Raw genomic sequence first — 12,486 nt, forward strand, 5'->3', positions numbered from 1 at the left:
CGGGGAGGGGAGCACGGCTGGCACAGGGAGGAAAACAAAAACATGGTGGATTCCGCTCGTTTGAGCCTGCACGTCCCCGAACCTGCTGTCCGTCCGGGCGGCCAGCCCGATTTTTCCAACGTCAAGATCGCCAAGGCCGGCGCCGTGCCGCGGCCGGAGGTGGATGTCGCATCCGAGGATATCCGTGACCTTGCCTATTCGATCATCCGCGTCTTGAACCGTGACGGTGAGGCCGTCGGTCCCTGGGCCGGGTCGCTCGCCGATGAGGAATTGCTGACCGGGCTTCGCAACATGATGACGCTGCGCGCCTTCGATGCCCGCATGCTGATGGCGCAGCGGCAAGGCAAGACCTCCTTCTACATGCAGCATCTCGGCGAAGAAGCCGTCAGCTGCGCCTTCCGCAAAGCGCTCGCGAAAGGCGACATGAATTTCCCGACCTATCGCCAGGCAGGCCTTTTGATTGCCGACGACTATCCGATGGTCGAGATGATGAACCAGATCTATTCGAACGAGAGCGACCCGCTGCACGGCCGTCAGCTGCCGATCATGTATTCCTCCAAGGAACACGGCTTTTTCACCATCTCGGGCAATCTCGCCACCCAATATGTGCAGGCCGTCGGCTGGGCCATGGCCTCGGCGATCAAGAACGACAGCCGCATTGCTGCGGCCTGGATCGGCGACGGATCGACGGCGGAATCCGACTTCCATTCGGCCCTCGTCTTCGCCTCGACCTACAAGGCGCCCGTCATCCTCAACATCGTCAACAATCAGTGGGCGATTTCGACCTTCCAGGGCATTGCCCGCGGCGGCTCCGGCACGTTTGCCGCCCGCGGCCTCGGCTTCGGCATTCCGGCGCTGCGGGTGGACGGAAACGATTATCTCGCCGTCCATGCGGTCGCCCGCTGGGCGGCCGAACGCGCCCGGCGCAATCTCGGGCCGACCCTGATCGAACATGTCACCTATCGCGTCGGCGCGCACTCGACCTCGGACGATCCGAGCGCCTATCGGCCGAAGACGGAATCAGAGGCCTGGCCGCTCGGCGATCCCGTGCTGCGGCTGAAGAAACATCTGATCGTCAAGGGCGTCTGGTCGGAGGAGCGGCATGTGCAGGCGGAAGCCGAAATCATGGACGAAGTGATCGAGGCGCAACGCCAGGCGGAGGCGCACGGCACGCTGCATGCCGGTGGCAGGCCGTCGGTGCGCGATATTTTCGAGGGCGTCTATGCCGAGATGCCGCCGCATATCCGCCGCCAGCGGCAGAAGGCGGGGTACTGACATGACCAGAATGACGATGATCGAGGCGGTGCGGAGCGCCATGGACGTCTCGATGGCGAAGGACGACAATGTCGTGGTTTTCGGCGAGGATGTCGGCTATTTCGGCGGCGTCTTCCGTTCGACGCAGGGACTGCAGGCAAAATACGGCAGGACACGCTGCTTCGATACGCCGATCAGTGAATCCGGCATCGTCGGCACGGCGATCGGTATGGCCGCCTATGGGCTCAAACCCTGTGTCGAAATCCAATTCGCCGATTACATGTACCCGGCCTATGATCAGCTGACGCAGGAAGCAGCGCGCATCCGCTACCGCTCCAACGGCGATTTCACCTGCCCGATCGTCGTGCGCATGCCGACAGGCGGTGGCATATTCGGCGGCCAGACGCACAGCCAGAGCCCGGAGGCGCTTTTTACCCATGTCTGCGGGCTGAAGGTGATCGTGCCCTCCAATCCCTATGACGCCAAGGGCCTGCTGATTGCGGCGATCGAGGATCCCGATCCCGTCATGTTCCTGGAGCCGAAGAGGCTCTACAACGGCCCCTTCGACGGTCACCACGAGCGGCCGGTGACGCCCTGGTCGAAACACGATCTCGGCGAGGTACCCGATGGCCATTACACCATCCCGATCGGCAAGGCCGAGGTGCGGCGGGTGGGATCGGCGGTAACCGTTGTTGCCTATGGCACTATGGTGCATGTGGCGCTGGCCGCAGCCGAAGATGCCGGAATCGATGCCGAGGTGATCGATTTGAGAAGCTTGCTGCCGCTCGACCTCGATACGATCGTCAATTCGGTCACGAAGACCGGGCGCTGTGTTGTCGTCCATGAGGCGACGTTGACGTCGGGCTTCGGTGCCGAGGTCGTATCCCTGGTGCAGGAACATTGCTTCTATCATCTCGAAGCGCCTGTTGTGCGCGTCGCCGGCTGGGACACGCCCTATCCGCATGCGCAGGAGTGGGACTATTTCCCCGGTCCGGGCCGTGTCGGTCGCGCGCTGGCCGAAGTCATGGAGGCCTGAGCCATGGGCGAATTTATCATCAAGATGCCGGATGTCGGTGAAGGGGTGGCCGAGGCCGAGCTGGTGGAATGGCATGTGAAGGCAGGAGATCCCGTCCGCGAGGATATGGTGATCGCCGCCGTAATGACCGACAAGGCGACCGTCGAAATTCCTTCTCCCGTCAACGGCACCGTCATCTGGCTCGCCGGCGAGGTCGGAGACCGCATCGCGGTCAAGGCGCCGCTGGTGCGGATCGAGACGGGGGGCGATGCCGTCGAGGCTCAGCCTGTGGTGGTTGCGTTGGCGCCGGTTGCCGAGACGACGAAAGTCGCGACTGCGAAGCCGGCCCCGGCCACCCCGGCTCCTGCGGCGGCTGCGCCTCCCGAAAAACCGCTTGCCTCGCCCTCCGTGCGGCTTTTTGCCAGGGAAAGCGGCGTCGATCTGAGGCAGGTGCAGGGGACCGGGCCGGCCGGGCGGATCCTGCGCGAGGATATCGAGCAGTTCCTCGCCCAGGGGAGCGGGCCTGTCGCGGCAAAGAACGGTCTTGCCAGGAAGACGGCGACCGAGGAGATCAAGCTGACTGGCTTGCGCCGCCGCATCGCCGAGAAGATGGTGCTGTCCACCTCGCGCATTCCCCACATCACCTATGTGGAGGAAGTGGATATGACCGCGCTCGAGGAGCTGCGCGCCACCATGAACGGCGACCGCCGGCCGGGTCATCCGAAGCTGACGGTCCTGCCGTTCCTGATGCGGGCGCTGGTCAAAGCCATTTCCGAGCAGCCGGAGGTCAACGCCACTTTCGACGACGATGCCGGCATCATCACGCGCCATAGTGCCGTCCATATCGGCATCGCCACGCAGACCCCGGCCGGCCTGACCGTACCGGTGGTGCGGCATGCGGAAGCCCGCGGCATCTGGGATTGCGCCGCCGAAATCGGCCGGCTGGCGGAAGCGGCGCGGTCGGGCACGGCCACGCGCGACGAGCTTTCCGGTTCCACCGTTACCATCAGTTCGCTCGGCGCGCTCGGCGGCATCGTCTCGACGCCCGTCATCAATCACCCCGAGGTGGCGATCATCGGCGTCAACAAGATCGCCACACGGCCGGCCTGGGACGGTACGCAATTCGTGCCGCGCAAGATGATGAACCTCTCCTCCAGCTTCGACCATCGCATCATCGACGGCTGGGATGCGGCGACCTTCGTGCAGCGCATCCGCACGCTGCTGGAAACGCCGGCGCTCATTTTCATCGAAGGCTGACCCAATGAAAGAGATTGTCTGCAAGCTCCTCGTCATCGGCGCCGGTCCGGGCGGTTATGTCTGCGCCATCCGCGCTGGCCAGCTCGGCATCGATACCGTCATCGTCGAGGCCGGCAAGCCGGGCGGCACCTGCCTGACGGTCGGCTGCATCCCCTCCAAGGCGTTGATCCATGCCGCCGAGGAGTTCGACGCAACGCAAAAGATGCTCACCGGCAAGAATCCGATGGGCATTCGGGTCGAAGGCGCCTCGATCGATCTCGGCAGGACGATTGCCTGGAAGGACGGTATTGTCGGCCGGCTGACAAGCGGCGTCTCGGCGCTCTTGCAGAAGGCGCGGGTGAAGATCGTCCACGGGCGAGCCCGTTTCCGCGACGGCAAGACGGTGGAAGTGGAGACGGAAACCGGCCAGCAGCTCATCCGCGCCGAAACCGTGGTGATCGCTACTGGCTCCGATCCGGTGGAACTTGCCAACCTGCCTTTCGGCGGTCGCGTCATTTCCTCGACGGAGGCGCTGTCGCTGACGGAGCTGCCGAAAAAGCTCGTGGTGGTCGGCGGCGGTTATATCGGGCTGGAGCTGGGCACGGCCTTGGCCAAGATGGGATCCGAGGTGACGGTCGTGGAGGCGACGCCGCAGATTCTGCCGCTCTATGATGCCGAGCTGGTGCGCCCCGTCATGCGCAAGCTCACTGAGAGCGGAATTTGGGTGCTGACAGGTGCGAAAGCGATAGGTCTTGCCGGCAGCGGCGAAGCATTGATCGTCGAGACGTCCGATGGCCACCAGCAGACTTTGCCGGCGGACCGCATCCTCGTCACCGTCGGCCGCCGCCCGAGGACGGCGGGCTCCGGTCTTGAGGAGCTCGATCTCGATCGCGCCGGGCCTTATCTCAGGATCGACGATCGCTGCCGCACGTCGATGCGTGGCATCTTTGCGATCGGCGATGTGACCGGCGAGCCGATGCTGGCCCATCGGGCCATGGCGCAGGGAGAGATGGTGGCTGAGATCATCGCCGGCAAAAAGCGGGCCTGGGACAAAAGATGCATTCCCGCCATTTGCTTTACCGACCCCGAAATCGTTAGCGCTGGCCTCTCGCCGGCGGACGCGCGGACGCAAGGCTATGAAATTCGCACCGGCCAGTTTCCATTCAGCGCCAATGGACGGGCAATGACGATGCAGTCGGAGGAAGGCTTCGTGCGCGTTGTCGCCCGCGCCGACACCAACCTCGTGCTCGGCCTGCAGGCGGTGGGAGCCGGGGTTTCCGAACTCTCGGCGGCCTTTGCGTTGGCGATCGAAATGGGCGCGCGCCTGGAGGACATCGCCGGCACTATCCACGCGCATCCGACCCGCAGCGAAGCGGTCATGGAGGCGGCACTGAAAGCTTTGGGAAGCGCGTTGCATATTTGAGGTGAGGCTTCTACATATCCAATTACAGGAAATGCGAAGCTCGGGAATTTACTTCGCGACGCCGTTAACCGCTATTCCGCTCAAGGGGTCTCCAGATGCTCGGAGCACACCATCTTGACCAGTTAAAGTAACAAGGCGGTTTGCTCTGAAAGCCAGCCGAGAGCCTCACCGCAGAGAGACGAAAATCATAAAAATGGCTGACGGAACGCCAGTCCTGCGCGTCTGTTACCAGATCACCAAAGACTTTTGCAGCTCAGACATTGCTCCTGTCCCGCTCGTCCAGGCTTGCGAATTGATGCCGTCGAGTTCCCGAAATACTCGGGCTTCGCTCTTGTTCAGCGACGGCTGAATGGTTGCATCTCTGAAAGCTTTCGAGTTCGGCTATGCGAACTCCGCCGCTTCAGTGCCGATTGCCAATTCTTTACGGTATAAATGGCCGTTCGCGCGTGTGTTTTATGCCTGGTACTGAAAGGCGGGAGAGTGGTTCGCTTCCCATCAAGAGCTTCACCATGTCTTCTTCCCTTCGGGGCGGACATTAAGCAAATATTCACTAGACGCTGGCGGACGCATATCTAACGCATGATTATATCGCGCCACTGTCGAACACATTCCGAGCGAAAGCTCGCTGAACGCCTCTTATCCTCGGCACCGTCCTTCAGAGGTCGGGAAAGATATAGCGCCGTCACTTGCGGGCTCTACCTAAACACCCAAAGAAGGTTTATCAGGAAATTGAAGACGAAGGCCGTGCCGATGCCGAAAAGCTTTGCCCACAGGGGCGAGAGCCCGACCTGTTTCACAAGGTTCAGTGTCACGCAGACATTAATCGACAGGCCGAGCAGCGCGCCGATCAGGAATAGTAAAGCGCGCTTGCGGCTTATTGCCTGATTGAAGACGTAGCGGCTGGTGACGCTGTAATTGACGGCGGCCGCGATCAGCCAGCTGGATGTTGCCGAAAGGCTGAGGGGCATGCCAAACGCCAGCAGGAAACGAAACACCGAGAGGTCGACGAACGCAGCCAGACCTCCGGTGAACACATAGCGGATAGCCTTGGACAACATCATCCGAAGGCTTCCTCTGCCCGCAGCGCTGCAAACACCGGGTCCGAATAGGTCGAAAAGGTCAGCCAGCCCGCCCGCGGTCCGTCGGAGCGAATGAGCGGCAGGACACCGGCGCGGCGCGCCGCAAGGCCATCCCGCTCGGGTCTGTCGCCTATCAGAACGGATTGCGCCGGACCGACGCCGGCGCGCTGCATCAGTATTTGCAGGCCGCGCGGATCAGGCTTCTGGATGCCGACGCCCGGATCGCTTGCGGCCAATATGTAATCGGCCGACAATCTCAACCTCCGCAGCTTCTCGTCGGCAGGATAATCAGAATAGATCCCAATCGCCTTGTTCTGCCGCCTAAGCCCGGCAAACAACTCCACCAGCCCGTCGTACCGGCAGGATGCGATATAGGCGAGCGGACGGCGCTCGATCCATTCGCTGACGATGGCAGTTATTCTTTCAGCTGGCTGGCCGGTTTTCGCGACGGTTCGCGCCATAAGGCTCGCCTGAAAATCGTCGATCTCCTCCTCGCCGATGGTTTCACGCAGGGCGCGGTATGCGCGCAACACACGCAGATTGGTCAGGCTGGCTCTCGCCACCGCATCAGCAATCAATTCGGCGGCCATCCTAAGGCGCAGCCTGCGCTGGTTGTATAGCGTTCCGTCGACGTCGAAGATGACGAAGTGGATACTGCCCCAGTCGACATCCCTCGCGATCATCGGATGGTGATGTAATGCTGCTCGGTCAGGGTGACTAGAAGCGGAATGTCGACGAACGTCGTGAAGATGAAGGCCGCCACAAGGGCCGCAACGATCGCGATCAGGCCGGGCTCGCGAAACAGCTTTTCCGGTTTCTGCGCCGTAGAGCCCGGCTTCGTCGCCATTACGAAATACGCCGTGAACAAGGCAACGACGAACGGCAGGACGAGCAGGTACTCGATGCGATACTTGACCAGGAAGACGGACAGAAAGGCAATCGAAAAAAGTGAATAGCCAATGCAGGAGGCGGCCAGCGAGACCTGGGTATACCGGGCGAAACTCGCCCGGTAACGCGACAGCAGCTCCTTGCCATGCGACGCAACGATCTCGTCATATTCCGATAAGCGCTTGGCCGCCATAAGGAACGCGCCGCCGAACCAGTAAGCCAGGATGATCGATCCCGGCGGCAGGCTCGTTGAGTCGATCATTGACCAGCCGATCACCAGGCGGATCGGATTGTTGATCGATTCTGAGATGACATCGAGATAGGCCCTGTCCTTGCTTCTGATCGGATCCAGATTGTAGAGGATTCCTTGAATCGCAAACAGGCAGGCGACGAAGAACAGAAGTTTGCTCGATAGGATTGCGCAGCCGAGGCCGACGATGAGCAGCACAGTCCATTCGAGCTGAACCAGCCTGCCGTTCATCGCGCTTTGCACGGCGGACCGCAGCGATTTCGTCGGATGATGCCGGTCAAACTCGCGGTCGAACCACTCGTTTATGCAATAGTTGGCGGATGCGATGCAGAGCGCGGTCACAAGTCCGAGCAGGATCGAGGACGCCGGGTCGTCGTTTCTCACCCCCCGTAGAAGATAGGCGAGGATGATGCCGGGAACGATGAACACATGCTTCGTGCTGTGATCGAGCCGTGCAATGGCGATATAGTCGCGCAAGCCCGCTCGTCCCAATGCGCTCACCCTGCGGTCACTTAGGCTTGTGTTCATGCCGGACGCTCCTTCATCGCCAGACGGTCTGTTTCCGATCACCGTCCAACAGATACACATCATAGGTTTCGAAATAATTCGCAGGGCCGAATTCGGCGAGCAGCGTCGTCGACGACAGGAAATCGTCGATCTGTTGGCGCGAGGCACGGAAGGTCCAGTTGTAGCCCTCCCGGTAAATCTGGTCCGGAACTATTGAGGCGCGACGTCCTCAGCCACTTAGAAATGCGACACTCAGCATCGTCGCTGGCGCTGATGGCAGCCCCCGATCCGACCGGCTGGGCCGGGTTGAAATGGCGGAGCGGGGGCGGGTGATAACACTCCTCTCGGCTTTAGCTTTCTCAGTAGCAATTGTTTCGTCGCCGACTGATACTCATTCGCACCTGATGAGGCAGGGTAGGGATCAAAGCCGCACGATGCTTCCGGAAATCAAGTTGCAGGGTGACGTCGACGTCGCCGCGCTGTCACCACTTGTTCGCGGCATGCTTCTGTCCGTTGCCTATGCTGACGGTGAAGGTGGCATTGGATTGACGGCGACCGGCGCCATGAACCGCAAGTTCGTGCATTGGGCCGCTGTGAACTTCCTCTGGCCCGACTTCACAGCAAAAGATCTCTACAGCATGAACAAGGTGCTCAATGAAAGCGACATGCCGCCGCTTTGGGTGGTGCGCGACATGACCCGTCATCTAAAGCCTGCTGCGCCGGAGAAAGGATGTGCTGCTGCCAACCAGACGCGGCCGGGAGTTCCTGATGAACCCGCAAGCCTTCTTCGATCTGGTCGCCACAGATTACCTCTATTCCTATGTCCACGCCACCGAGCGGGAAGAGGAGGTCCAAGCGCGGTTACGCTGGTGGCGCATGTTCCTCAACCTTCTCAACATCAAAGCCAGAGAAGGTTGTACGCCATTGGATGTTGTGAAGATCCTCTATCCAGATCTGGCGCCTCTTTCAGAAACCGAAATGACCATAGAAGCCTGGGAGCTGAAATCCGATCTAAAATACGGCGTCTTTCGACGCTTGTGCTGGCTCGGCTTGCTCTATGAGGCAAGAGAAGGGCTCACACTCTTCCAGGACGGATCCTTCCACAAGACACCACTTTGGTCCGCCTGCTTGCAATTGGAATCGGATACGCAGAGCGACATCGGCGTGCACTGACGATTTTTATTCCGCCGCTGGCTGCCTCAATAACGCTTTCTCTCGCCGTGCAATCACCGTCGGATCGTTCATGTAATCTGTCCTCGGCTTGCGTCCCCGCTTCTGATAGCCGTTGGCGGTGCTGCCGTCGCGAATGGCGAACATATGATCCGTCTGGCCAGTGCGGCGAGGGCCGCTCTTGCTGCGCTGCTGTTGGCGTCCGGCCTGCATCTCGGCGACAATTGACAGCATGTCGTCCAGCCGCTTGTTGTCGACAACCTCGGCACGATGCACCGAGCGTAACGTATCGAAAGTTCTGTAGGGCAGGGCAAAGCTCTCGTGCATGATCTCGAGCCGGCCGTCCGGATAGTCGCAAACGATCACTTTCTGACCGGCCAAAGGTCTGGAAATCTCGGTCGGATCGAGAATGAACAGCACCTTGTCGTAACGCAGTGGGACTGCGACAGGGTACGGACTTCCTTGCGGCACATGGCACCATCGAGATTCTCATGATCGGCCAGTGGCCGATGCATATCCTTCGGATTACGTGGCGGCTTGCCAAAACGCGCGTTGAAATCAGCAATGAACTCAGCCGCATAGGCATTGGCAGCTTCGATCGTATCAATGCCGCGAAGCCGCATCTCCTTGACCAGTCGATCCTGCAATGTCTGGTTGGCACGCTCCACCCGGCCCTTGGCCTGCGGAGTGTTGGCGCAGATAATGTCGATGTTCAGCTCATAAAGCGCCCGACCGAACTGCGTCAGACCACTCGTGCGGTCTTTCTCCGACGCATGGGTGGAGCGAAAGACGCCGTGCTTGTCGCTGTAGAAAGCCAGCGGCTTGCCCCATTGCTGCAGATAGGCCTTCGTCGCATGCAGATAGTCGAACGTATTCTCCGATCCAGCAAAGCGAAGATGTAAGAGCTTTCCGGTGGCATCGTCGATATAGACGAGCAGGGCGCATTTGGGCCCGCGGTTCTCGAACCACCAGTGATGCGACCCGTCGATCTGCACCAGCTCACCAAAGCAGTCGCGCCGGCCGCGTGGCTGGAAAACCCGCTTCTTGCGCTCGCGACGCGAGATCCAGATGCCGGCCTCGGTCATCCATTGCCGCAGCGTTTCCTTGGCCACAGAGATCCGGTGCAGCTCGATCAGCTTCTCGCGCGCCAGCGTCGGACCGAAATCCAGATAGCGCTCGCGGATCAGGTCCAGCGCCGCATTGCGAAATTCCTCGCTGTGGCGCCGGTTGCTCGGTTGAGATCGCTTCTTAGAAACGAGCCCGGCCGGACCATACTGGTCATAAGCCTGCAGCAGCCGATGGACCTGGCTTCGACTGAGGTCGAGCCGTTCGGCAGCCTTGACGACGCTCAGACGTTCGTCACGGATCTTCTGAATAAGTTCGAGGCGATGCAACTCTTTCTGCGACATGGTGATCAAACAGGACATGACGACTCCGACCGCTCATGGTCTCAACCAGGCTGAAGATCGTCATCCTTGCTCCCAACGTTGGCTTTGACCAGTGCGTCGAGAGGCGAGACTGTCGCATCTCTAACTGGCCCAACTGTCGCATTACTAAATAGCCCTTACACAACTTTGCGGCATAAGCTGAATTATGGAACTGGTTGCTTAACTCACACGAATAGCAGAAGGAAGCGTTCGATGCGCGCGCCCTTTGGCCGCATGGACGTCCGCTTCAAGGTCATATCCGCCTTTCTCAGCGGTCGATAACTCTTTCCCTTAGGCGACGATCTTCAACCGGTCTCGACCGCTTTGTTTTGCATGGTAAAGCGCCTCGTCCGCCCGGGCGTAAAGTTCGCGTGCCGTCTCGCCCGGGTGTAATTCGGCGAGCCCAGCCGAGCAGGTATAAGAGAATGTCGGCGCCGAGCGGATGGGCCGCGCGCCTCGAACCGCCATAAGGATCCGGTCGACGATCAGTTCGCCTTGCCCGAGCGTCGTATCGGGCAAGATCAACATGAATTCCTCACCGCCGATGCGCCCAAAACTGTCGCGGCGGCGAACCAGAGGCTGGACGCGGCGTGCAAAATCGATGAGCACGCCGTCTCCAGCTTGATGTCCGTAAACGTCGTTTATGCGTTTGAAGTAATCTAGATCCATGATGCAGGCGCAGCCGCTGACCGACTGCGCCAATGCCTGGCGCGCGACCATGCTCTCGAGCGCTGCCATCATGAAGCGGCGGTTGGAGACGCTGGTCAGTTCGTCCGTCTGCGAAGCCCGCAAGGCAAAATCACGATCTTGCCTTAGGTCACGCTCGCTCGTCTTCATAGGCGTGATGTCGCTGGCGATGCATAGCATCCATCCGTCGCCCTGGACGGTCTCGGTCATCCAGAACCATCTTCCGTCGGCCACATCGGTTTCGAAGGCACGGAACGGGAGCTTGCCACGCCGCGACTGTGCCGAGACCAGCCATGTCTCGAAGTCGGCGGTCTTGATGATCGTGCCCTTCCCCGCCTTGGTATTTCGTCGCATGAGATCAGCCCATAAGGGCGTTTCCTCAGCTTCCAAGGCGTAGGTGGAACGAAACGCGGCGTTTGCATAGCGCAAACGATCATCCTGATCGTAAAGCGCAATCAGGACTGCACTCTCCTCACTCAAACCCGCGAGCCGCTCCGATATCTTGGTCATTCGACTGTTCCAAGCATTTTCAAAACAACGATAGAATCAGACTATGTTAGCAAAACCTAAAAAGATGATGGATGCGATGCCGCTATCGCAATATTATTGGCCGCGACAGCCAAACTAGCTCTACCCCTGCCCCTCCTGCACTCGGCGAGCAGAGTGCTTCGGCCCGTCTCATGCGCGCCGCGGAAGCGGTCAAAGGCGCGGGCGCGCTCACCCAGGACCTCGGCGGCACCACCGCGTCGCCGGAGGACAGCATAAAATGCTGTCAGAGGCCCGGCAGCATCCTGTTTGTCCCTCCCGGGGCCGGCGAATCGCGATCGACTCGCGCCTTCAATGTGGTAGTGTGGCGAGGTGGCGGCACAATATGCTGCGGCGTTGGCAGGTTCGACAGGCGGAGTGGAACGATGAAACTCGACCGGATCGATGTAAAAATTCTGCATGAGTTGCAGAAGAATGGCCGTGTCACCAATGTCGAGCTCGCCGAGCTCGTCAACCTGTCGCCGAGCCCCTGCCTGATGCGGGTGAAGAAGCTCCAGTCGGAAGGCTATATCGAGGGTTATTCCGCGCAGATCAACGTCGCCAAACTCGGCCAGACGCTGACCGTTTTCACGGAGATCACCCTCAAAAATCACCGGCAGATCGATTTCGCCCGGTTCCTGACAACTGTCGAGAAGATCGATCAGGTGATCGAATGCCATCTGGTCTCTGGCGGCTACGACTATCTGTTGAAATTCGTGACGGCCGGCATCGGCGAATACCAGACGATCATGGAGCGGCTCTCCGATATGGAGATCGGCATCGACAAGTATTTCAGTTTCGTCGTTCTGAAATCGCCCATCGTCAAATCGCACATGCCATTGACGAGCCTGTTTCCGCTTTAGTGCGATTGTCGGCCCGGCCGCGGCGGCAACAAGGTCAGAATGCACGCGTGACATCGCCTTGCACCACACGTTTTTCTCCGATCAAAAGGAGTGCTGCTTGCGATGGGGCGATCGGTTGAGCCCTTTGCGGGCGCACCAGCTCCAGCAGGTGGTGCGGCACAA

General features: G+C 60.2%; 9 protein-coding genes and 2 pseudogenes. 6 read left to right on the forward strand and 5 right to left on the reverse strand.

Translation table 11 applies throughout. The features are described 5' to 3' along the window. Positions 1 to 42: 42 nt before the first annotated feature. The 4 genes from ATY29_RS18075 to lpdA are packed head-to-tail and all read left to right on the forward strand — an operon-like array spanning position 43 to position 4,928. Positions 43 to 1,275: a 3-methyl-2-oxobutanoate dehydrogenase (2-methylpropanoyl-transferring) subunit alpha gene (locus tag ATY29_RS18075; protein ID WP_097532927.1), complete on the forward strand. Its 1,233-nt coding sequence runs from the start codon at positions 43 to 45 to the stop codon at positions 1,273 to 1,275. A 1-nt stretch (position 1,276) separates the two neighbouring features. Beyond that, a complete protein-coding gene (locus tag ATY29_RS18080) occupies positions 1,277 to 2,290 on the forward strand; it encodes an alpha-ketoacid dehydrogenase subunit beta (RefSeq protein WP_003572383.1) in 1,014 nt (337 codons plus the stop codon). A 3-nt stretch (positions 2,291 to 2,293) separates the two neighbouring features. Then, positions 2,294 to 3,526, forward strand: a complete 1,233-nt coding sequence (locus ATY29_RS18085) for a dihydrolipoamide acetyltransferase family protein (RefSeq protein WP_097532928.1) — start codon at positions 2,294 to 2,296, stop codon at positions 3,524 to 3,526. 4 nt (positions 3,527 to 3,530) lie between these two features. Next, a complete protein-coding gene (gene lpdA / locus ATY29_RS18090) occupies positions 3,531 to 4,928 on the forward strand; it encodes a dihydrolipoyl dehydrogenase (protein WP_003572379.1) in 1,398 nt (465 codons plus the stop codon). A gap of 695 nt (positions 4,929 to 5,623) precedes the next feature. Here the strand turns inward: lpdA and ATY29_RS18095 are convergent. From ATY29_RS18095 to ATY29_RS18105, 3 genes are read right to left on the reverse strand one after another with little or no spacing between them, the layout of a single operon-like run. Further along, positions 5,624 to 5,989, reverse strand: a complete 366-nt coding sequence (locus ATY29_RS18095; RefSeq protein WP_097532929.1) for a GtrA family protein — start codon at positions 5,987 to 5,989, stop codon at positions 5,624 to 5,626. Further along, positions 5,986 to 6,690 (reverse strand): HAD family hydrolase, encoded by a 705-nt coding sequence (locus ATY29_RS18100; protein ID WP_003572375.1) that lies wholly within the window; start codon positions 6,688 to 6,690, stop codon positions 5,986 to 5,988. Before ATY29_RS18100 ends, ATY29_RS18095 begins: the two co-directional genes overlap by 4 nt. Beyond that, positions 6,687 to 7,673, reverse strand: a complete 987-nt coding sequence (locus ATY29_RS18105) for a UbiA family prenyltransferase (protein ID WP_097532930.1) — start codon at positions 7,671 to 7,673, stop codon at positions 6,687 to 6,689. Before ATY29_RS18105 ends, ATY29_RS18100 begins: the two co-directional genes overlap by 4 nt. Positions 7,674 to 8,086: 413 nt before the next feature. On the opposite strand from ATY29_RS18105, the pseudogene ATY29_RS18115 reads away from it, so the two are divergent. Continuing rightward, positions 8,087 to 8,825: pseudogene (locus tag ATY29_RS18115) on the forward strand (hypothetical protein). A 6-nt stretch (positions 8,826 to 8,831) separates the two neighbouring features. Here the strand turns inward: ATY29_RS18115 and ATY29_RS18120 are convergent. Then, positions 8,832 to 10,249, reverse strand: a pseudogene (locus ATY29_RS18120) (ISNCY family transposase). Positions 10,250 to 10,540: 291 nt separating this feature from the next. Beyond that, positions 10,541 to 11,446 carry a sensor domain-containing diguanylate cyclase gene (locus tag ATY29_RS18130; RefSeq protein ID WP_097532931.1) on the reverse strand — a complete coding sequence of 302 codons (906 nt, stop codon included), beginning with the start codon at positions 11,444 to 11,446 and terminating at the stop codon, positions 10,541 to 10,543. 401 nt (positions 11,447 to 11,847) lie between these two features. On the opposite strand from ATY29_RS18130, the gene ATY29_RS18135 reads away from it, so the two are divergent. Next, positions 11,848 to 12,324: an Lrp/AsnC family transcriptional regulator gene (locus tag ATY29_RS18135; protein WP_003572365.1), complete on the forward strand. Its 477-nt coding sequence runs from the start codon at positions 11,848 to 11,850 to the stop codon at positions 12,322 to 12,324. Positions 12,325 to 12,486 lie beyond the last annotated feature (162 nt).

The organism is Rhizobium hidalgonense, from assembly GCF_002914525.1.
Taxonomy (GTDB): Bacteria; Pseudomonadota; Alphaproteobacteria; order Rhizobiales; family Rhizobiaceae; genus Rhizobium; species Rhizobium hidalgonense.